At 63.6% G+C, this 20,938-nt stretch carries 21 protein-coding genes and 1 tRNA gene; 14 read left to right on the forward strand and 8 right to left on the reverse strand.

The window, feature by feature from the left end:
- Positions 1-24 precede the first annotated feature (24 nt).
- A complete protein-coding gene (locus JX001_RS02665) occupies positions 25-1,746 on the forward strand; it encodes a hybrid sensor histidine kinase/response regulator (protein ID WP_205682178.1) in 1,722 nt (573 codons plus the stop codon).
- Here the strand turns inward: JX001_RS02665 and JX001_RS02670 are convergent.
- Positions 1,743-2,612 (reverse strand): isoaspartyl peptidase/L-asparaginase family protein, encoded by an 870-nt coding sequence (locus JX001_RS02670; RefSeq protein WP_205682179.1) that lies wholly within the window; start codon positions 2,610-2,612, stop codon positions 1,743-1,745. The genes JX001_RS02665 and JX001_RS02670 overlap by 4 nt on opposite strands.
- A 99-nt stretch (positions 2,613-2,711) precedes the next feature.
- Here JX001_RS02670 and JX001_RS02675 point away from each other — a divergent pair, with 99 nt between their 5' ends.
- Positions 2,712-3,713, forward strand: a complete 1,002-nt coding sequence (locus JX001_RS02675; protein ID WP_205682180.1) for an NADPH:quinone oxidoreductase family protein — start codon at positions 2,712-2,714, stop codon at positions 3,711-3,713.
- Between the two features lies 1 nt (position 3,714).
- Here JX001_RS02675 and JX001_RS02680 read toward each other — a convergent pair whose 3' ends face one another.
- Positions 3,715-4,113: a YkvA family protein gene (locus JX001_RS02680; protein WP_205682181.1), complete on the reverse strand. Its 399-nt coding sequence runs from the start codon at positions 4,111-4,113 to the stop codon at positions 3,715-3,717.
- Positions 4,114-4,168: 55 nt separating this feature from the next.
- Between JX001_RS02680 and JX001_RS02685 the strand changes: the two genes are divergently transcribed.
- Together JX001_RS02685 and JX001_RS02690 are read left to right on the forward strand one after the other, a co-directional pair.
- Positions 4,169-4,951, forward strand: a complete 783-nt coding sequence (locus JX001_RS02685) for an SDR family NAD(P)-dependent oxidoreductase (RefSeq protein WP_066553203.1) — start codon at positions 4,169-4,171, stop codon at positions 4,949-4,951.
- A 119-nt stretch (positions 4,952-5,070) separates the two neighbouring features.
- Positions 5,071-5,145: transfer RNA gene (locus JX001_RS02690), tRNA-Gly, on the forward strand.
- Between the two features lie 376 nt (positions 5,146-5,521).
- On the opposite strand, the gene JX001_RS02695 is transcribed toward JX001_RS02690, so the two are convergent.
- The gene (locus JX001_RS02695) at positions 5,522-6,010 is read right to left on the reverse strand and encodes a TetR/AcrR family transcriptional regulator (protein ID WP_241004725.1); all 489 of its coding nucleotides are present in this window, start codon (positions 6,008-6,010) and stop codon (positions 5,522-5,524) included.
- Positions 6,011-6,179: 169 nt separating this feature from the next.
- Between JX001_RS02695 and JX001_RS02700 the strand changes: the two genes are divergently transcribed.
- From JX001_RS02700 to JX001_RS02710, 3 genes are all read left to right on the forward strand, one after another.
- Positions 6,180-7,187: a Rossmann-fold NAD(P)-binding domain-containing protein gene (locus JX001_RS02700; protein WP_205682183.1), complete on the forward strand. Its 1,008-nt coding sequence runs from the start codon at positions 6,180-6,182 to the stop codon at positions 7,185-7,187.
- The gene (locus JX001_RS02705) at positions 7,184-8,188 is read left to right on the forward strand and encodes an SDR family oxidoreductase (protein WP_205682184.1); all 1,005 of its coding nucleotides are present in this window, start codon (positions 7,184-7,186) and stop codon (positions 8,186-8,188) included. Before JX001_RS02700 ends, JX001_RS02705 begins: the two co-directional genes overlap by 4 nt.
- A gap of 479 nt (positions 8,189-8,667) precedes the next feature.
- The gene (locus JX001_RS02710) at positions 8,668-9,744 is read left to right on the forward strand and encodes a Fic family protein (protein WP_205682185.1); all 1,077 of its coding nucleotides are present in this window, start codon (positions 8,668-8,670) and stop codon (positions 9,742-9,744) included.
- 50 nt (positions 9,745-9,794) lie between these two features.
- Here the strand turns inward: JX001_RS02710 and JX001_RS02715 are convergent, their stop codons facing one another.
- Positions 9,795-10,142, reverse strand: a complete 348-nt coding sequence (locus tag JX001_RS02715; protein ID WP_205682186.1) for a winged helix-turn-helix transcriptional regulator — start codon at positions 10,140-10,142, stop codon at positions 9,795-9,797.
- Between the two features lie 161 nt (positions 10,143-10,303).
- On the opposite strand from JX001_RS02715, the gene JX001_RS02720 reads away from it, so the two are divergent.
- Complete coding sequence (locus tag JX001_RS02720; protein WP_205682187.1) at positions 10,304-11,008, forward strand: glutathione S-transferase family protein; 705 nt, start codon at positions 10,304-10,306, stop codon at positions 11,006-11,008.
- 175 nt (positions 11,009-11,183) lie between these two features.
- On the opposite strand, the gene JX001_RS02725 is transcribed toward JX001_RS02720, so the two are convergent.
- A complete protein-coding gene (locus JX001_RS02725; RefSeq protein ID WP_205682188.1) occupies positions 11,184-11,474 on the reverse strand; it encodes a winged helix-turn-helix transcriptional regulator in 291 nt (96 codons plus the stop codon).
- A 125-nt stretch (positions 11,475-11,599) separates the two neighbouring features.
- Here JX001_RS02725 and JX001_RS02730 point away from each other — a divergent pair, with 125 nt between their 5' ends.
- A complete protein-coding gene (locus JX001_RS02730) occupies positions 11,600-12,253 on the forward strand; it encodes a flavodoxin family protein (protein WP_205682189.1) in 654 nt (217 codons plus the stop codon).
- A gap of 112 nt (positions 12,254-12,365) precedes the next feature.
- On the opposite strand, the gene JX001_RS02735 is transcribed toward JX001_RS02730, so the two are convergent.
- The gene (locus JX001_RS02735; RefSeq protein WP_205682190.1) at positions 12,366-12,746 is read right to left on the reverse strand and encodes a winged helix-turn-helix transcriptional regulator; all 381 of its coding nucleotides are present in this window, start codon (positions 12,744-12,746) and stop codon (positions 12,366-12,368) included.
- A 108-nt stretch (positions 12,747-12,854) separates the two neighbouring features.
- On the opposite strand from JX001_RS02735, the gene JX001_RS02740 reads away from it, so the two are divergent.
- Positions 12,855-14,033, forward strand: coding sequence for a LysR family transcriptional regulator (locus JX001_RS02740; protein WP_205682191.1), 1,179 nt, complete (start codon positions 12,855-12,857; stop codon positions 14,031-14,033).
- A 3-nt stretch (positions 14,034-14,036) separates the two neighbouring features.
- Here JX001_RS02740 and JX001_RS02745 read toward each other — a convergent pair whose 3' ends face one another.
- Entirely contained in the window at positions 14,037-14,489 is a 453-nt protein-coding gene (locus tag JX001_RS02745; protein WP_205682192.1) for a nuclear transport factor 2 family protein, read from the reverse strand.
- A 90-nt stretch (positions 14,490-14,579) separates the two neighbouring features.
- On the opposite strand from JX001_RS02745, the gene JX001_RS02750 reads away from it, so the two are divergent.
- Both JX001_RS02750 and JX001_RS02755 read left to right on the forward strand, forming a co-directional pair.
- Positions 14,580-14,951, forward strand: coding sequence for a winged helix-turn-helix transcriptional regulator (locus tag JX001_RS02750; RefSeq protein ID WP_205682193.1), 372 nt, complete (start codon positions 14,580-14,582; stop codon positions 14,949-14,951).
- Positions 14,952-15,042: 91 nt separating this feature from the next.
- A protein-coding gene (locus tag JX001_RS02755) for an IS3 family transposase (RefSeq protein WP_114150060.1) occupies positions 15,043-16,214 on the forward strand; the annotation gives its coding sequence in 2 pieces (ribosomal slippage) (positions 15,043-15,316 and positions 15,316-16,214; 1,173 coding nt in all).
- Positions 16,215-16,377: 163 nt separating this feature from the next.
- Here JX001_RS02755 and JX001_RS02760 read toward each other — a convergent pair.
- On the reverse strand, positions 16,378-17,091 hold the full coding sequence (locus tag JX001_RS02760; RefSeq protein WP_205682194.1) for a TetR/AcrR family transcriptional regulator: 714 nt from the start codon (positions 17,089-17,091) through the stop codon (positions 16,378-16,380).
- Positions 17,092-17,305: 214 nt separating this feature from the next.
- Here JX001_RS02760 and JX001_RS02765 point away from each other — a divergent pair, with 214 nt between their 5' ends.
- A complete protein-coding gene (locus tag JX001_RS02765; RefSeq protein ID WP_241004726.1) occupies positions 17,306-19,543 on the forward strand; it encodes a TonB-dependent receptor in 2,238 nt (745 codons plus the stop codon).
- A gap of 10 nt (positions 19,544-19,553) precedes the next feature.
- Positions 19,554-20,936 (forward strand): alpha/beta hydrolase family protein, encoded by a 1,383-nt coding sequence (locus JX001_RS02770; protein ID WP_205682195.1) that lies wholly within the window; start codon positions 19,554-19,556, stop codon positions 20,934-20,936.
- Positions 20,937-20,938: the final 2 nt, after the last annotated feature.

The raw sequence follows: 20,938 nt of genomic DNA on the forward strand, positions 1-20,938 counted from the left end.
GTCTGGGCCTTCGTCCTACAAAATATGGTTACCCCGCCCGCCGTTCTCTACGGCAGTTGGGCCGCCGCCGGGCTGATTCTGGCCGCCCTGGGTCAGCCTTGGCTCGGGTTTGAGTTCGCCCTGATCGGCATGGCGTTCGACGCCTGGGCCCAAGGGCGCGTCAAGCGATACCAGAAGACCGACGCCCCCATCGCGGGCTGGCCCCCGCTGCTGATGGCTATCGTGGCGATCCGGTTCGCTTTGGGGGTGTCCGGGCCGCTGATCGCCTGGCTGCTGGCCCCGCGTGTCGATGTCATGCTGGTGGTGGTGCTGATCCAGGTCTGGTCGATCGGTGTGGCCTTCGTTCAGTTCAGCGCGGCGCCTCGGCTAATGGCGCTGGCGGCGGCGCCGATCTGCGCGACCGTGCTGGTCGTGATCTATCCCTCGCTGATCGGACCGCACGGTCTGGCGGTGGCGGCGGCCTTCGTCATGCTGGCGACGATTCTGTTCATCATCTCGCGCGCGACCCACGCGCTGTGGTGCGACCTGTTCGCGGCGGACCAGCGCAACAAGGCGTTGCTGATGGACGTGCAGGCGGCGCATGAGGCGGCCGTGCTGGACCGCGACGCCGCCCGATGCGCGCGTCTGGAGGCGGACGAGGCCAATGCCGCCAAGTCCCGCTTCCTGGCTAATATGAGCCATGAGATCCGCAACCCTCTGAACGGCATCATCGGCATGGCGCAGATCATGGCGGGCGACGCGCTGGAGGATCGGCAGAAGGCGCGACTGGAGATCCTGGATCGGTCGGCCCACACCCTGCTGGACCTGATCAACCAGATCCTGGACCTGTCGCGGATCGAGGAGGGGCAACTGGAGATCGTGCCGCAGCCCATCGATGCGGATGCCCTGGTGCATGAGGTCACTGAGACGCTGCGGCCGTTGGCCGAAAGCAAGGGCCTGGCTTTCCACGTCGTTTCACCGGGCCTGGGCTGGGTCAGCGCCGATCCGGTCCGGCTGCGTCAGATCCTGTTCAACCTGCTGTCCAACGCCATCAAGTTCACCGCCGAGGGCCAGGTGGCCTTGGCTGTCGCGCGGACGGACGCCGGGGTGGTGTTACGCGTGTCGGACACCGGGCGGGGCATACCGGCGGACCAGATCGGGCAGCTCTTCACGCGCTTCGCCCAGATCGAGGCGGCGGCCGTCGACCGGCGTGACGGGGCCGGGTTGGGCCTGTCGATTGTGGCGACCCTGGTGGAGCTGATGGGCGGCCGGATCGAGGTGGAGAGCGAGGCGGGCGAAGGGGCGAGCTTCGTGGTCACGCTGCCGCTGAAACCCGCTCAGCCGTTGAAGACCAAAGAGGATGCGCCGGACGCCGAGCCGGAGCGGGCGCTGCGGGTGCTGGTCGCCGAGGACCACCCGGTCAATCAGCAGGTGATCCGGGGCCTTCTTGGCCAGGTCGGGATCGAGGTCGAGATCGTCGATGACGGTCTTCAGGCGGTCGAAGCGACGCAAACGCGCGACTGGGACCTTATCCTGATGGATGTGCAGATGCCGAACATGGACGGTCCAACGGCGACGCGCACGATCCGGCAACGCGAGGCCGACCAGGGGCTGGTCCACACGCCGATCATCGCCCTGACGGCCAATGCGATGGTGGAGCAGGTCGAGAGCTATCTGGCGGCGGGCATGGATGCGGTGGTCAGCAAACCTGTCGATCTGAAATTGCTGCTGACCACCATTTCGGAGTTGATGTCCGCAAAGACCTAGTCGCGGAAGACCTGGACGCCGATCTCGCCGGCAGGCGTCAGCCAGGCGTGCTTCATGCCCTGACTGTTGAAAGGGGCGGCGATGTTTCCGGCGGCGTCCAGGGCGATCACGCCGCCGTCGCCGCCCATCTGACCGATCTCATCGATGACGGCCTGGGTCGCCTCGGCCAGCGACTGACCGGCGGCGACACGCCAGGCGACCTGGGCGGAGGCGGCGACGCGGATGAAATATTCGCCCTGGCCGGTGCAGGAGGTGGCGGCGTTGGCGTCGGCCCAGGTTCCGGCGGCGGGGATCGGAGTATCGCCCACGCGGCCCGGCATCTTGCCGAAGACGCCTGCGGTCGAGGTGGCGGCGGCGAGACGGCCCTGGCTGTCCAGCACGCAGGCGCCGACGGTGCCGTGGCTGAGCGTGCCGGGCGGATGATTGTCCTCACCCTTGCCCGCGCCGGTGAACCAGGCGGCCTCGTCAGCGATGGGCTCCAGCCCCTGGTCGTGGGCGAACAGGCCAGCGCCTTCGCCCGCCAGCATGATATGCGGCGTCTTCTCCATCACCGCGCGCGCGGCGACGACGGGATTGCGGAAGCCTTGGAGTGCGGCGACGGCGCCAGCGCGTTTGGTCGATCCGTCCATGATGCTGGCGTCCAGCTCATAGGCGCCGGCGAGATTGGGGGACGCGCCCTTGCCGGCGACGTAGAGGCCCGAATCCTCCAGCATGACGACGGCGGCCGTGGCGACATCAAGGGCGCTGTCTCCCGCGTGCAGACGAACCTTCATGGCCTCGACCACCTCGCGCATATGCACGACCTCGGCGTCGTAGTTGCGTTCGCGCCGGGCGCCGGCGCCGCCGTGGAGGATGAGGGCGGTCATGTCGTCTTCCTGAGCCTTGTCCTTATCGCCTCTTTCAAACGGGCGTGGCGCTCTTTAGCGTCGCGATGAAGGCCGCGCCATGTCGGCCAAGGAGGAAAGATGCGCGCTGTTCTGTCCAAGACGCCTGGTGGCCCCGAAACCCTGGTCGTGGAGGATGTGCTCGACCCGACGCCCAAGACGGGCGAGGTAATCATCGAGGTCAAGGCGGTGGGGATCAACTATCCCGACACCCTGATCATCGAGGACAAATACCAGTTCCGGCCCGAGCGGCCCTTCTCGCCGGGCGCCGAAGTCGCCGGCGTGGTCGAGGCGGTGGGCGAGGGCGTCAAGGGCGTGCGCAAGGGCGACCGGGTCATCGCCGTGCCGGGCTGGGGCGGGCTGGTCGAGCGGCTGGCGGTGCGGGCCGAGACGGTCATCCCCATCCCCGACGCCATGAGCTTCGAAGAGGCGGCGGCCCTGATCATGACCTATGGCACCAGCTACTATGCGCTGAAGGACCGGGCGCAGCTGAAGGCGGGCGAAACCCTCTTGGTGCTGGGCGCGGCCGGGGGCGTCGGCGCCGCCGCCGTCGAACTGGGCAAGGCTATGGGGGCCAAGGTGGTCGCCGCTGCCTCGACCAACGACAAGGTCGAGTTCGCGCTTGAACTGGGCGCCGACAATGGCCTGATCTATCCGTCGGGACCGATGGACAAGGCGGCGCAGAAAGAGCTGTCCGGCGAGTTCAAGCTGGCGACCGGCCGCGACGGGGCGGACGTCGTTTATGACGCGGTCGGCGGCGACTACGCCGATCCGGCGTTGCGGGCCATGGACTGGAACGGGCGCTATCTGGTGGTCGGCTTCCCGGCGGGCATTCCGTCCCTGCCGCTGAACCTGACGCTACTGAAGTCGGTGTCGGTGATCGGCGTCTTCTGGGGCGCGGCGGTGATGCGCGATCCCAAGGCCCACGCCGCCAACATGGCCGAACTGATGCAGATGTACGCCGACGGCAAGATCAGGCCGCGGGTCTCAAAGACCTTCCCGCTGGAAAAGGCCGGAGAGGCGATCAAGGCCCTGGGCGACCGTCAGGCCCTGGGCAAGATCGTGGTGACGGTCGAGAGCTGAGTTATTTCGCCTTCAGCCGCTGCACCGCGTCCTCGGCCTGGTCGCGGTGGCGGCGTTTGATGTTGGCGCCGACCAGGGCCAGCAGGGCGGTGATGACGGCCGCGTCATCGGTATAGCCGATGCCCGCGAAGATATCGGGAATGGCGTCCACCGGCATGACGAAATAGGCCAGGCCCGCGAAGATCATGCCCTTGGCCGCCATCGGCGTCTGCGGATCGCGCGCGGCGTACCAGGCGGCCAGGGCCTGGTCCGCAAAGGGGATGCGGGCGGCCGTGCGCTGAATCTTGGGCCAGAAGCCCTTGGTCACGCGCGCCTCGTTGATCTTTACCACCGACGGCACGAGCGCCTTTTTCGGGTCCAGGACATCCGATGGATTGGCAGGTTTGGCTTTGGCGGTCATGGCCGCTAAATCCTCAAACGAAACTCAGGTTCACGACAATATAGGAACGATCAGGATGAAACTCGACAACACCATCGCCGCAGTGGTCACCGGCGGCGCCTCGGGCCTGGGCGAAGGCACCGCGCGCGCCATCGCGGCGACGGGGGCCAAGGTCGCCCTGTTCGATCTAAACGCCGAAAAGGGCGAGGCCGTCGCGGCCGAGATCGGCGGCGTCTTCTGCCAGGTGGACGTGACCGACGACGCCTCGGTCGCCGCCGCCTTCGAAAAGGCCCGCGCCGCCCATGGCCAGGAACGTCTGACCGTCAACTGCGCCGGCATCGCCACGGGCCAGAAGACCGTCTCGCGCAAGAAGGACACCGGCGAGATCAAGGCCCACGACATGGCTCAGTTCGAGCGCACCGTGCGGGTCAATCTGTTCGGCACCTTCCGCGTTTTGTCGCAGTCGGCGGCGGGCATGGTGACGCTGGAGCCGATGGCGGACGGCGAGCGCGGCCTGATCGTCAACACCGCTTCCGTCGCGGCGCAGGACGGGCAGATCGGCCAGGCGGCCTATTCGGCGTCCAAGGGCGGCGTCTATGCGATGACCCTGCCGATCGCGCGCGATCTGGCTCAGGAAGGGGTGCGCTGCAACACCATCCTGCCTGGCATCATGTGGACGCCGATGATGGCTGGGATGGATCAGAAGATTCAGGACGCCCTGGCCGCCGCCATCCCGTTCCCCAGCCGTCTGGGCACGCCGGCCGACTATGCGTCGCTGGTGCTGGAACTGGCTAGAAACGTCTACATCAACGGCGAATGCATCCGTCTGGACGGCGCCATTCGTTTGGCGCCGCGCTGAGGCGCGGGGGGGCGTGAGCGGGACTTGATCGCTTTTTGCAAATTCTCTCTTGCAGGACCGATCAACCCTCCGCTATACGCCCCCTCCTCGACGGGGAGCGCACCTAGCTCCTACGGAGTGCGGGCGTAGCTCAGTGGTAGAGCACAACCTTGCCAAGGTTGGGGTCGAGAGTTCGAATCTCTTCGCCCGCTCCAGTCGAGATTGCTAAGGCAATCAGTAGGTTATGGCAGGGCGATCCCAGTGGGATCGCCCACCCCATTTTTCCCGCCGCTACCACGCCGCTACCAAAATATTCTCGCGATCGTTTTTCTTGCCGCTCGGTCCTTGGCTGTGATCGGCTGAAATCGCCTGCACACTGCTGGGAAAAAGTGTGTTCCGGAAAGATTGCGCCCGCTTTTGCCACTCAGTCGTGTCGTCCCGACGGTAAAAACGGCTTTCCGCTCAAACGACACGTGTGAAACCGCTTGAAACCGCTCAGGGCTAGACAGTTGCGTGTCTGGTTGGCGCACAATCCTTCCGCTTCATGGCCTGAACCGCCTACGACGACGCCTGGTTGCTCGCTATTTGGGATCACCTCTGCCGAAAGGCGGCCACGATCAGGTCTGCCAACGCAGCGGAAGCCTCTGCTTCCAACAGTCCGCCCCGCACCATGTCTGAGGACAGAGCCTCGGCCGCACCGACCAATCCCACGCAACGCACACGAACCACTGGCGCGGGAAGCTCGGAGTAGCGTCCAAGCGCGGTTCCGAACCGGTCGACATATCCGCTGAGAAGCTCTCTGTGCGTCGAATCTATTTCGGGATTGCCGCGAAGCGCTCCGGCCACGGCCTGCCATTCGCCCGAGGTATCGGCGTAGCAATGCATATAGGCGTCCGAGATCCGACGGGCGGCGCTGGCGAGATCGTGCGGCTCCGCCGCCATGGCGTCGAACAGAGCCCGGGACTGATCCTGGTCGATCGCCTTGTATAGCGCGACAAGAAGTCCGTCCGTCGATCCGAAATGGTCGTAGGCGACCGGCTTGGTCACGCCCGCTCGCTCCGCCACGCGCGCCAGTGTCAAGCTGGACGTTCCCTCTTCCCGGACCATCATCAGTGCGGTTCGCAGGAGTTGTTCCTGTCGGTCGGCCCTTGAAAGCCGCCGTCTGGGAGCGATGGGCGTCGTGGCTTGATTCATTCCAGCATCTAACTTACGAGTAGTAACTTACTAATCGTAACATAGGGCCTGATCCATGTCTTCCTCTCCCATTCTGCTGATCGGCGGCGCCGGCACCGTTGGCAAACAGACGGCGATGAGCCTGCGGGCCGCTCACCCGGACATCCCGCTTCTGATAGGGGGACGAGATCTTGCCCGCGCCCAACAGGCGGCAGCAGAGATTGGTGGTGGCGAGGGCGTCCAGATCGATCTGACCGCGTCCGACTTGGGATTGGGGGAAAGGGACGTCAGCGCGGTGGCCATCTTCGTCCACGACGACACGCTCGGCTCCCTCAAATATGCTCTGTCCAGGTCCGTGCCCCATGTCAGCATCTCGACGGGAACATTTGAGATCGCGCCTGAGATCGCCGCCTATGTTCACCGACCGACGGCGCCCGTCGTCCTCGGCAGCGAATGGCTGGCGGGCGCGGGCGTCCTGACAACCCTGCATCTGGCGAAAGGCTTCGCCCGTCTGGATCGGGTCGCCCTTTCGGCTGTCCTCGATGAAAAGGATATCGGTGGACCCGCCGCAGACGCCGACTATGCGCGTCTGACTTCGGTGTCTCCGGCGGCCCTCACGTTGATCAATGGACGTTACCATTGGCGGACCCAGGCGGAGGGGGACGTGGTCGTTCATGCCGCCGACGGCGAAGCGCTGGAAGGATTTCCCTATTCTCCGTTCGACATCGTCGCCCTGGCCGCCCGAACCGACGCAACGGATATCCGCCTTGATGTAGCAGTTGGCGTCTCATCGTCGCGCCGCGCGGGCCACACCTACTCGACGGAAATCATAATCGATCTGGAGGGTGTGGATCCTTCAGGTGCCGTGGTTCACTCGCGCCACGCCCTTGTGCACCCTCGCGGTCAGGCGCCTCTCACGGCCCTGGCCGTGGCCTCCATCCTGGAACGGGTCACCGCTCTGGACGGTGGGCCGCCGGTTGGCCCAGGGCTCTACTTTCCAGAAGGTCTGGTGGACCCCGACCTCTTCGTCACGCGCGCTCTGACGAGCGGGGCCGTGCTCACCAAGGTGAAGATCGGCCAGTGACTGATCCCATCCTTATGCTCGGTGGAACCGGGGTCATGGGGACTGCGATCGCCCGGCTCCTTCGAGCGGCTCACCCTCATCTACCGCTCCTCATCGCGGCCCGTGGTTTCGGCCGCGCAAAGAGGCTGGCGGACGAACTCGGTAACGCCCAGGCGATCGAGGCGGATGTTGATCTGCCGAACCTTGGCCTATCCGCTTCAGTCCGGTTCTCCGCAGTGGCCGTTCTTCTGCGCGACCTGGGATACAATTCCATTCGCGCGGCCCAGGCCCGAGGCGTTCCTATCGTGCTGATCTCGGAGGCTGCCTTCGAACTCGCGCCGATCGCAGCCCTTTTCGCCCGCGGTCCGTCCAGATCCGCCATCGTCATGATGGGCCATTCCCATGGGGGTATCCCCATGCTCCTCGCGGCCTCGCGGCTGCCGGAATATCGAAACGTCCAGGCTGTCCGCGTCGGGGTCGTCTTCGATCCCGAAGATCCCCTACCACCCGGCGCGCAGATCGACATGGAGCGGATCGCCGGATCGGGCCCGCCGCCGCTCGCCCTGCGGCAGGGACGGTGGTCCTGGCTGGGCGTCGGCGAGACTGCCGGTCATGTCGTGACGACGGCGCGTGGAGACCGACTTGAAGCGGAGGCCTACGGCCTTCCCGATATCCTGAGCCTGGCGGATCTGGCGCCGGGTGCCGACATCACGCTTCTCGGTGCCGAGGGACGAACCGCGCGTGGGTCGGATGGACGGCCGGGACATGAGGTCACGATCGAGATCGACGGCGAGGACTTGTCCGGTCGGCCCAGTCTTCGCCGCTGGCGGCTCATCGATCCCGAAGGCAACGCCATGCTCGGCGCGCGGGGTATCGCGCTGGCTCTTGAGAGGCTTTCAGGCATTACGGGTCAAACTCCTGACCCAGGCCTCTATTTTCCGGAGAAGCTTATCTTGCCTAAAGATGCTGTCGAGCGGCTGAGCCTCTGGGGGATGGATTTGGTGGAAGAGACGGTGTCCTGATCGGACAGGTTCGATGCAGCATCCGGCATGGCAATCAGATTGACCAAGCCAATCACCGCAGGCTGCGGTCTTGTTTAGCAATGTCTCGAGATCTGGATAATCGCACGCCTGACGACCATGCGTGAAGCGGAGGACGCTCTTCACTGCGCCCCCCCCCTGTTGCTGCGAAGGCCGAGTACACCTCGCGCAAGATGGCGGTGATGATGCCGTATTGGACGATGGCGATGTCTGGGGCGCTTGAGCAGCATCGTCGTCTAGCAGCTTCGACCTTCCCGACGCCCCTCCCCACACAAGACAATTCACAACGCTTATCCAAGGTTATGCGATAAACTTGCTTTTGAGCGCTCTTTCGGTTCACTTGTCCTTGGATGAAGCGAAATGAACTCAGCCATGCGGTGCGACAGTCGTTGACACGGCTGCCTGCGCCACACGCCAGCCACTATGGCGTCGTGCCGGCTGCGCCACCTGAGCAGGGGGTTGTGATCACCGACGTGGCTCGACGGCACGAACTGGCGGTTCAAGCCATGGCCGCGGTCGACGTCTATGCACGAACCCTAAGCGATCCTTTCGTCGTCAGCCGCATCCTGACGCGCCAGGAAGCGGTGAGCAGCTCGGCAATCGAGGGAACTCAAAGCACCCTGGATGAACTCCTCACCGAGGAGGAGACCCATGATGAAGACGGGCGGGCACAGGTCCGACAGGTCAAGGCCTATGCCGCTGCACTGGAAGCCCACGTCCGGCGTGCGCGCCGTCTGGGCCCCGAGGTCTTTACCCAGGACCTTGTCGGACAGCTTCATCGCAAGATCATGAGGGATGATCCGGACTATCCGGATCGGCCAGGGCGGATCCGGGATGTCACCGTCTGGATCGGCACCGGAGGGATCGCCTATTCTACCTTCAATCCTCCGCCCGCCGCGAATGTCGCCGCCTGCCTGGCGGACAACGTCAGTTACATGCAGGCTCAGGGTGTGCACGCCCAGCAGCAGAGTTTGCTGACCCGGATGGCCATCGCCCATTCGCATTTCGAGGCGGTGCATCCTTTCAGGGATGGAAACGGTCGGGTCGGGCGCCTCCTGCTGCCCATGATGATGGCGGCGGAGGGACGCACACCCCTCTATCTGGCGCCCTATATCGAGGCCAACAAGCCCGCCTATTATACGGCGCTCAAGGCATCCCAGCAGAAACTCGATTGGCCGGCCATGGTGGGCTTCTTGTCTGATGCGGTGGTCGGCTCGACAAACGAGTTGATGAAGACTCGCGAGGCCCTTCTGAGGTTGGAGGCCAAATGGGAGGCTCGCCGTGTCTATCGCGGCGGATCCTCCTCTCTAAGAGCGCTCAAGCTGCTGCCCCAGTATCCGGTCGTAACCATCGCCAGACTGGCTGAACTGCTCAAGGTCTCGGTCACCTCGGCGGCCACTGCAGTCGATCAACTGCAGTCGGCCAGGATTCTAAAAGAGCGGACAGGTTACGCCCGGAATCGGGTCTTCTTCGCCTCGGAAGCCCTGTCGATCCTGAACCGTCCCTTCGGCGCAGATCCGATCCTGCCCCGCCGATAGAGCGAAGCCACCCAGGGTGACTACGCCCATTGCGGGCGTGTCGCGCCTGATTATGCCGCGTCAGAAAGAGTTGGCCGTGTCATACGATCAAACTGCGTAACCTCCCACCAGTCGCCCAGGGCGTCGATCAACGGCACAAGCGTCAGGCCGGCAGTCGTCAACCCATAGTCCACTCGGCGCGGATATCCGGGGTGGTCCGTTCTGCTGACGATGCCGATGTCTTCCAGCTTGCGCAGTTCCAGTGTCAGCATGCGGTGCGACACGGTGGGATTGTCGCGCTTCAGATCGCTGAATCGTTTGGAACCGTCCTTCAGGTAATAGATGAGCAAAGACGGCCACCGCCCGCTGAGCGCCCGCATGACCTCTTCGATGGGACAGTCGGAAACGACATCCTTCATGGTCCATGTCCGTTCCGGTTACAGAAAAGTGCCTGATTTACATGGGGCAGGTTCGCTCTAGTTTCCAGTCTCGCTGCGCAGCGTCATCTCTTTAACCAGACCGGTTTGCCGGATGGATCAGCATTCATCCGTAGCCGCGAACTGCTTCAATGGAACAGACCATGCATCCCATCCTGCTCTACGGATTCCCGTCGGGAACCTCCCTCGGACTGATCGCCGCCCTCGAATGGCTGGGCCAACCGTATGACCTCTGCCGCGTCGACATGCTGGGTGAAATGCGTGACCCGAGCTATGCGCGTCTCAACCCCCGACACGAAACACCCGTCCTGATCACCGACGACGGTCGGCCAATCAGCGAAACCGTCGCCATTGCCGCCTATCTGGCAGCGCGCGATCCAGACCGTCGGATCAGTTTCGAGCCTCGATCGGCCCGTTCTGATCGGATGCATCAGTTGATCGGTTTCTTGAACACGGGCTTCACCGGCGCGTTTGGCCCGCTGTGGGCTGCTATGGAGATGGAGACGCCGGACCCGGATTTTCAGGCTGCGCTTCGCCGTTTTGGTCGAGCCGCCGTCATCGAACGTCACGACAAGCTGGAAGACATGGTTGGTGAGAGCCGCTTTCTGGTCGGGGACACGCCTTGCTTGGCGGACGCACTGCTGGCCGGGGTCGCGCGGTGGCTGGAATTCCACGAAGTCGCGGACATCGGGCGATGGCCTAAACTGCACGCCCTGCGCCAGAGAGTCGAAGCCGATCCAGCGGTCCTTTTCGCGACAGCCCTGGAGAATGGAGACCAGCCGCCCGGCAACGGAGCATTGCAAAAGCATGTCCTGCTCACGGACGTCATCTCGCAATACGGACGGTAACGATGAGGAAGCCCGGCAGCGGAACATTCCGCCTGTCGGGTTTCGCAGGACGGTCGTAAGACACACGATGGTCTGATCGAAGCGCGTTCGGTCTTGAACGTTGAGTGAATCAGGAAGACGGCTCGTCAGCGTTTACGCCGAGGCCGCGGGCGGGAAGGTTGTGCTTTCCCCATTCTCACAGCGGCGTCAAAGCAAGGTTGAGCGAAGCCCCCAGAGGGGTGAGCGAATAATCCACGCGCGGCGGGACCTGATGAAAGATCTCGCGGTGGACGAGCCCGTCCGCCTCCATTTCACGCAACTGCTGGATCAGCATCTTCTCGCTGATGCCGGGGATGCGCCGTCTCAGCGCGCCGAAGCGGACCGGGCCATCGTTGAGGTCCCACAGAATAAGGCCCTTCCACTTGCCACCGATGATCTCGAGTACGGGACCCAGTCCGGCATTGTAAGGCTGTGCGCGCGTCGTCATGGCAATAAACTTACCAGAAAGTGAGTACCTGACAAAATAGTCGGTAGTTGATGCTTTGAAAGCGAGACGACAGTTTGCGTGATCACGCGGAGCGTCCTTGCTCCGACCACGAAGGATCGCTCCAGATGGTGAACACGTTACTCGTCCTTGCGGGCAGTCCGCGCAGAGAGGGTAATAGCGCCACTCTCGCAAAGGCCGTCGTGCGGGGCGCCCAAGCGGCCGGGACCGAGGTCGTACTGCGTTTTCTCGATGACTACATCTCCGGTTTTCTGCGCGACTGCCGGACTTGCCGCGGCGCTGACGGCCACTGCACCATCGCAGATCGGTATGGCGCGCTGTTCCGGGAAGACTTCTTGCCTGCAGACGGCGTGGTCTTCTGTTCTCCCATCTACTGGTATGGCCTGTCGGCCCAGACCAAGGCCTTCTTCGACCGCAGCTTTTGCTACTATGCCGCCTCGAATCCGGATTCGGTCGACGTCCTGAACGGCATGGCCGGAAAGCGGTTGGGCCTGGTGCTGGCCTCGGAAGAGACCTATCCGGGTGCCGCATTGGGGATCATGGCCCAGATGCAGGAGTTCGCCCGCTACACTCGCTCGGACCTGGTCGACGTCATACGTGGGATCGGCAACAGCGGCGGTGAGGTCCGCGATGACCCTGCCGATCCCCTTGCCCAGGCCGAACGTTTTGGGGGGGAAATCTTCCAGCGCCCATATTCCGACTATCGCCTGGACACGCCACGCGCTCGCCGCGTGTGGGGGGACGGCGATCACGCCGGCTAGAAGGAGACAGCGGTTCACGGGCGAACGGCGTATGCGCGCGGCGGTGAAAGACGCCCGGCGCTGCAAGCGTGTTCCCTTTCAGCGCTACGCGTCGGGCCAACACTGGACCCGTTCAGGTGGATGATTGATCGAAGCGGCTGCGCGCGCGCTCGAGGTCGGGGATGTGGTCGCCGATCCAGGATGAAACCCCTGATAGACGGGCCGCCAATCCGTGCCCCATGGCGGTGAGTTCGTAGCTGACCTTGGGCGGCACGCTTGTTTCAACCGATCGCAGGACGAGACCATCGCGCATGAGCAGCTTGAGGGTCTGGGACAGCATTTTCTCGCTCACGCCCTCAACCTCGTTACGCAGGATATAGAAGCGGAGAGGGCCGCCTGCCAAAGCGATCAGAACCAGGATGCCCCAGCGACTGGTCACATGATGAAAGACGTCTCTCCAGAGGCAGTCCTGCTGCAGCGGTCCTTTTCCAGATCGATCGGTGTGCGTCGTCATGACCCCATGGCCTTACCAAAACGTGCGTTCTTGCGGTGGGTAAAGGGCTTTCTCATAGTAAGTCCATGGCTTGGAGAGGGTCCGAGCCAGTATTTCAGCGAGACGGAAATGGCCATGGTTTCGGACCGCTTTTATTCAATGATCGATTATTCGATCTCCGGGTCACACACGCCGACGGAAGTGGCGATGGCCTTCGTGCGCATTCAGCATGACTGGGTAGGCGATGCGGCATCCGTCGCCGACGCTGATGTGGGTCGAGGGGCTCATGCTGCTTTCCTTTGGATGGTCGACAACCGGTGGATAGCGCTGGCTAGAGGATACAAAAATTACTATAATGGGATGGTGTCTGTCCAAAAATCAAACAGTCCCGCATCGTTCAAGCTGCATGAGTTGCGGTGCCTAGACGCCGTGGCGCGCTTCGGCAGTTTCCAGTCCGCTGCGGACGCGCTTCATCGATCGCATCCGTCCGTGTTCGCGTCTGTGGCGCGGCTCGAGGCGAACCTCGGTCTGAAACTGCTTGATCGCAGCGGCTACCGGGTCGAGCTGACAGACGCCGGACGCGCCTTTCACGCGAGAGCCGCCGTTTCTTTGCGCGATCTCGATCATCTCGATGCGTTCGGACGTCAACTCGCCAGTGGAGAAGAAGCGATCTTGCGTGTGGTGCTAGGCGACCTCTGCCCACGTCCGATGATCCTTGGGGCCCTCTCCAAATTTTTCGCCGGCCACCCGCGCACACGGCTGCACCTCGACTACGAGGCCGTCACGGGGCCGTTCGAGCGTCTGGATGAGGGCACGACCGATCTGATTATCCACCGAGTAGACGCCTCTCGCTATGATTTCGAGCAAATGGAAATCTGCAAGGTTCAACTCGTCCCTGTCGTAGCGCCCGGCTTTCTGTCGTTCGCACCGACGCCCGAGACCAGGCACGATGCGCTGCGCAGCTTGACCCAATGCGTGATCCGCGACACCGCTCGTCAACCCGGCACCGAGAACCATTTTCTGATCGAAGGCGCGCCCCAATGCTCGGCACCGGACATGGCGATGAAGAAGGAACTGATCCTGAACCGTTTGGCCTGGGGGCATCTGCCAGACTTCATGGTCGAGCAGGAAGTTCGGTCCGGGACGCTCCTAAACCTGCAAGGTCGCCACCTACCCGGCCGACGGGAAACGCTCGCCGTCATGCGGCACCGAAACAAGCCTCATGGACCTGTCGCGGAAGCCCTGTGGCGCTGGATCAGAGACCAGTTGCGATCTGAACCGCAACGCGCTCTCGAGGACGAAGCCTGAAGTCTAGGCCGCTCGTTTTCGAGCCTCGGCCTGGAGGGCCCGATTGCCTTCTTCGTATAGGGTTCTGGATGTCGTCCCCTGTATCACCCAGCGATCTACGACCCGCAGCAACCGAATGTCGTATTGAACGCCGATGGTCCATGAAGGCGGCGTGAGCGTATCGATGACGTGGGTGACGCACACATCCACCCGCGCTCGAGCCCCATCGTCGCCGATCAGATCGACGACACATCCACCGACCAGATGGTGGGTCGCGCTGAAGCCCGGCAGAAACCGTTTGAGCTCTGACACCAAATCATTCCTGCTCATCCGAGCGGGACCGGCTTCCTTGGACGGATACCCGACATCGACGATGTCAACGGTCAAGCCTTCGATCGTGTGCCAATCGTGGCTGTCGAGGGCCTGGAACAGTCTGGATACCGTATCGACGACGTCTGCTCGTGAATGCATGTGCATGTGGGTCGCTCCCGCAGGGTAAGGTTGGCGACACGATAGCAAGACGGTATACATGTTCAACCAGGCACCTTTTTGTAGGTTAAGTACCCAATGGTAACCACGCCGAACGAGAGCTCGGATATCGTCTACAGCGTCGATTGCCCGACGCGAGACGTGATGGATCAGATCTCCAACAAATGGGTGACGCTGATCATGATCGCCCTGGCTGACGAACCGAAACGGTTTCGGCGACTGATGCGCCAAGTCCAGGGAATATCGCAAAAGATGCTCACCCAGACGCTTCGCGGTCTAGAGCGGGACGGACTGGTCAATCGTGCCGTGTTGCCAACCAGTCCGATTCAGGTCGAATACTCGCTGACGACACTCGGGCGCAGTCTCTATGTGCCGCTCGTCGAACTGCGCACGTGGTCTGAGAAAAACATAGAAGCGATTACAGCTGCGCGGGCCGATTTCGGTCGCTAAGAACCGTGGCGCAGCCTGATCTTCTTGGGTGATCCTCCCTCGGTTTGGTGGACACCCATGCTAGCTTTTCGGAGCTGGAGAGGAGTGTCTGATGAGTGTTCAACGCCGGAACTTTCCGGATTCTTTCAAGCGCGAGGCCGTTGACCGCGTCGCCAACGGCGGCCTGAGCGTCGGGGCGGTGGCCCGCGAGCTTGGGCTGCACGAGACGGTGCTTCGTCGATGGATGACGCAGTTCGGGGTGCAGGCGACGGGGGCGTCGCGGCGCCCCACAACGCAGGCGTCGTCCCCGTCGCCGTCGGATCTGGCGGCGGAGGTGGCCCGGTTGCGGCGAGAGAACGGTCAGCTGCGGATGGAGCGGGACATCCTAAAAAAAGCCGCGCTCATCTTCGGAGCGGCCTCCCGATGAAGTTCGGGTTCGTCGATGAGCATCGTCAGGTCTGGCCGGTTCGCGTGATGTGCGCGGTCCTGGGCTTGTCGGCCAGCGGTTACTACGCCTGGCGCGGTCGCCCCGAGAGCCAGCGGTCTGTCGCCAATCGCGAGCTGACCGAGGATATCCGGCTGATCCATGCGGAGAGCAGCGGCTGTTACGGCTCGCCGCGCGTTCACGCCACCCTGCGGCGGCATGGGCGTCGGGTCGGTCGATCCCGCGTGGAGCGGCTGATGCGCCGCGCCGGCCTGCGGGGCTTGGCGGCCTTGCCGCGTCGCGCCCGGACGACGAACAGCCGCCACGGTTATCCCATCGCGCCCAACAGGCTGGCCCGGAACTTCGAGGCGGCGGCGCCCAACCAGGTCTGGCTCGCCGACCTCACCTACATCCCGACCGGCGAAGGCTGGCTCTATCTCGCCGCCATCCTCGACCTGCACACCCGCAAGATCGTGGGCTGGTCCATGCGCCAGACCCTGCACACCGAGATCGCCCTCGACGCCCTCAACATGGCCGTCGAACGTCAGCGCCCCGCGCCCGGCCTGATCCATCATTCGGACCGGGGCATCCAATACGCAGCCGAAGCCTATCGATCAGCCCTGGCCCGATCCGGCATCACCCCGTCGATGAGCCGAAAGGGCGACTGCTGGGACAATGCCCCGATGGAGAGCTTCTTCCACACCCTCAAGACCGAACGCGTTCATCACCGCGTCTACGCCACCCGAGACCAGGCGCGGCGAGACCTGTTCGGATACATCGAGGGCTTCTACAATCCCCATCGCCTGCACTCAGCACTGGGCTATATCAGCCCCGCTGAGGCCGAGCGCAAAGCGGCTTAACCCCGTCCACTTTTACGGGGGAAGATCATGGGTGCGCGACTTGACGCAGCCAGTGCTCTTGGCTTGGGGCTGGACTTGTCCGTTGCGCCTGCTTTTTCTTGCCTTAGAAAAACCCAGAACGTTGAAGTCAATCGTTCGATAAGGGATCGCTGTCGGTCGTACTTCAACGGGCGACCGACCGAAATCCTTCGCTGAAAACGGCGATCATGGTCTCGAGGACTGCGGCCAGATCCGAGGACTTGCACAAGCCGCCTGAGACGTCGTCGATCCGGCCGGTTTGGGCCAGGCCGTGCGTCAGGCTGGAGGAGACGAGGTCGAAGAACCAGTAGATGCGCTCCGGGGGAGCTGTCGGGGCTAAGGCCTTCAACATGCCGATGAAGCGTTGCACGATGGGGTCGAAGTTTTCGGCCATGACGTCCTTGCCGCCGAAATGGGAGGCGTTGGCGTGACCGACGATGGCCGCGAAATAGACCCAACCCTCGCCCTTCTCGATGACCACCTCATAGATGGGGCGCAGGAAGACATCGAGCACACCCTCGATCGTCATGGCCGACCCGACCCTGGCCTCGTAAGCGTCCATCGCCGCGACGCGGGCCGCGTTCACCTCGACTGAACGTCGAGCGAAGACGGCCCGGAAAACTCGATCCTTGTCGCCGAAATAGTAGTGGATCAGGGAGCTGTCGACGTTCGCGCCGGTCGCGATCGCCTTGAGGGTGACGCCGTCGCGCCCGTGCAGGGCGAAGAGTTTTTCGGCCGCGTCGAGGATGGTGTTGGTCGCCTCTTCGCGCCTATCCGCCTGGGCGCGCCGGGGCCGGCGCTTCGTCGCAGGACGGGCGGTGGATCGGGTCTTGGCGGAACGGGCGAGAATGTCAGTCATCGGGGCGCTGTGATCGGTGCCGGCTGAGATCCGGATTTGACCGATTGATAGGAGGAACGACCGGACGAGACCAGCCGGTTTCACTTCTTTATTTCAACGCCAATAAAGTTTGTTGACGCTTCAAATGACCTCGGCTTTAGTTCCGGCGTTCGATCGACGGACATCCAATGAGCCGACGCCAAGCCGGCCGTTCACATAGGGAAAGGGGACCGCCATGCGGCAGACCATCATGACGGGCGTCAGCGCGCTCGCCCTCGCGCTCGCCGCATCGTCGGCTTTGGCCCAGACTGCGGAACCACAAGCCGAGCCGCAGGCGACGACGCTCGATGAGGTCGTCGTCACCGCTCGGCGGACGGAAGAGAATATCCAGGACGTGCCCGTCGCCGTCACCGCCTTCAGCCAGGAGGGCCTGCGTCAGCGGGGCATCGAGACAGGCACGGATCTTCAGAACTTCACCCCGTCGCTCAGCGTCGTGGGCAATACCAATCGCAACCAGGAAAACTATACGATCCGCGGCATCGGCGGGATCGGCAGCCTAGGCACGGGCGGCGGACCGGGCGTCGTCGCCTATTTCGCCGAGGTACCGTCCACGGCAAGCGGACCCGGTTTGCTGTTCGACCTTCAGTCGATCCAGGTCCTGAAAGGTCCGCAGGGCACCCTGTTCGGGCGCAACACCACGGGCGGTGCGGTCCTGCTGGACCCGGTCAAACCCGGCTTCGAGCCGGATGGCTATGTCGAGGGAACCGTCGGGAATCTGGATCGCCGATCTGCACGCGCCGCCGTGACTTTGCCCCTGAGCGACACCCTGTCTTTGCGCCTGGCTGGCCAGTTCGACCAGCGCGAGGGCTTCGTCACCGACGTGAACACCGGCAAGGATTACAACGACCGCAACAACTTCAGCCTGCGCGGCGGCCTGCTCTTCCAGCCCAACGACAGGATCAGCAGCTACACGGCCCTCAACTATGTCGACATCGATGAGAACGGTCCCGGCACGGTCCTGCTGGCGGTCAATCCGGCCGGCCCGGCGGCCGCCCTGTTGAACCCGCTGCTGGCCGCCCAGCAGGCGCGCGGCAACAACCGGATCGCGTTGAGCGCCGACACCAAGAACGTCAGCCAGACCCTGCTGGCCCTGAACAACACCACCTTTCAGCTCACCGACAGCATCACGATCAAGAATGTCCTCAGCTACACCCGCACGAGAGCCGACTTCGGCTCCGACGGCGACGCCTCGATCCTGGTCATCAACGACCTGAACGGCGCCATTCCCGGCCGCTGGAACGTCGACAACGAGACCTGGACGGAAGAGCTTCAGGCGCGGATCGAGCTGGGCCGGCTGACCTTCCAGACCGGGGTCTTCTATTCCGACACCTCGACGGTCACGCCCTTGACCTTCGTCCAGCGCGCCAACCTTGGCGCCGTCACCTTGCTGCAGGACAGCGCCCACGCAAACGACAGCTCAAAGGCCGTCTATGGCCAGTTTTCCTATGCGATCACCGACACCCTGACGGCCAACGCCGGCTATCGCTATACCTGGGACGAGTTCGGCGGCGACATCAGCATCTATATCCCTGAGTTCGGCAACGCCTGCGGCACCAACCCCGGTTTCGCCTTCCCCAACTGCAGCCGCGCCTTTGATGGAGAGAGCGACGGCGACACCTGGCAGCTGGGTCTGGACTGGCAGGCCACGCCCGACACCCTGATCTATGGCGTCAGCCGGCATGGCTACAAGAGCGGCGGGATCAATCCCTCGGTTCTTCTGGTCAGCGCTACGAGTCCCCTGTTCCGGGTGCGACCCGAGACGGTCACTGACGGTGAGATCGGCCTGAAGCACGACTGGTCGGCTTCGGGGATCAATGCCCGGACGAATGTCTCGGCCTTCTACATGAAATATGAGGACATCCAGCGCAGCGACTACGCCCTGATCGGAGGCTTCAACACCCAGCTCATCACCAATGCCGCCGAGGCGACGGTGAAGGGCTTCGAGTTCGAGGGCGTCATCCAGCCCATCGCGCCGCTGACACTTACGGCGACCTATTCGTATAACGACGCGACCTACGACAAGTACATCGATGGCCTCGGCGTCGACCGCAGTGGCTTCCCGTTCCAGTATGTGCCCAAGAACAAGTACAGCGTCGACGCCAAGCTCTATCTGCCTGTCCCGTCGACGATCGGCGATGTCAGCGTGCGCGCCTCCTACGCCTGGCAGGACGACCAGCAGGTGTCTTCGGACCTGCAGCCTTTCGGCGTCATTCCGGCCTATGGCCTGCTCAATGTTCGTCTGGACTGGGAGCATATCGCCGGCTCGGACGTGGCCCTGTCTCTCTACGGCACGAACGTGACGGACGAAGAATACCGCGTCACCTCCAACGCGACCTACAACACCACCGGCCTGGTCGGCGCCGCCTTCGGCGATCCGCGCCAGTACGGCGTGACCCTGCGTTACAGCTGGTAGGAGAAGAGCAATGACCTTGAAGCCGTCGCATGTCCGGGCGCGGACGGCGTTCGCCGCCCTGGCCGCCGCTGCCATACTGACGGGCGCCGGTTGCAGCACCCCGGCCAACGCCGACCTGCAACCGGCCCAGGCCTCCTTTGCCGCAAGGGCCGCGGCCCAGCAGGCGACGAATGTGGAAGTGAAAGCCCGGGAGGATGGCGGCTTCACCGTCAACGGCAAGCTGGAGGGCGATCATTTCGCCATGGCCGTGCCGGCTGACTGGAACGGCCAGGCTCTGGTCTTCGCCCATGGCTATTCGGTGCCCGGCAGTTCGGTCACCGTTTCAGAGGATCCGGCGGACAAGGACCCCTCGGGCGGGCTGATGAAGGGGGCCTATGCCCAGGGCTTCGCCATCGCCCACAGCGATTTCGACAAGGCCGGGGTGGGTGTGGAATCGGCGGTCGAGAACACCCTGCGCCTGCGGGCCTTTCTCGGCCGTATGGGCGTGACCGAGGCCTATGTCGCCGGCGGCTCGATGGGTGGCAACATTGTCATGGCCATCATCGAAACCCAGCCGACCGCCTTCAAGGGCGCCTTGTCCGGCTGCGGATTGGTCGACAACTGGACTGACGAGGTCGGGCTGCTGATCGATCTGCGCGCCCTTTACGCCTACTATACGAAGGACACCCCCTACGCCCTGCCGGGGGAGACGGACCTCAACCGCTCCGCCCTGTCCCCGATCGCGCCAAATGCAATCGGGGCCCTGAACGAGCCCTTCCGGCTCCTCCAGATGAAGCGGATCGCCGACCCGATCGCCGCCCTGTTCAAGGCCGCGAAGGAGACGCCCGGCGGTCGCGAGGCGCAGATCATCGACAAGATCGCCTCCATCGCCGGCGTGACGCCCGAACCGGCCTCCCTCATCGTGCCGATCATGACCGTGTCGCTCGGCATGGACGACATGAACGACACCTTTGGTGGCGGCATCTACGACAACACGTCCAAGGTCTACGCCAGCCCCCTGTTGTCCGCAGAAGAGGCCGCAGCTTTGAATCGTGACATCGGACGGGTTCGGTCGAACCCGTCTGCGGTAAGCTATGCCGATCGCTGGCGGCGTTCAACGGGCCGGTTTTCCGTGCCGCTGGTGGCCATTCACAACCGCATCGATTCCCTGGTTCCCTACAGCCAGTTCGAGGGCCTGATCCGCAAGACCGAGGCCGCCGGCAACGCCGATCGTCTGCTCGCCATCACGGTTCCGGAAATCAACATGCCCCTCACCGGGACGGGTCTGGACGGCCTCGCCCACTGCGGCTTCACTCCGGACCAGCTGGACGCAGCCTTCGACGCCCTCCAGACCTGGACGAATACGGGACAACGGCCGACCCCGGTCATGCCGCCTCCCGCACCGGCGCCCTGATC

Source organism: Brevundimonas fontaquae (genome assembly GCF_017086445.1).
GTDB lineage: Bacteria > Pseudomonadota > Alphaproteobacteria > Caulobacterales > Caulobacteraceae > Brevundimonas > Brevundimonas fontaquae.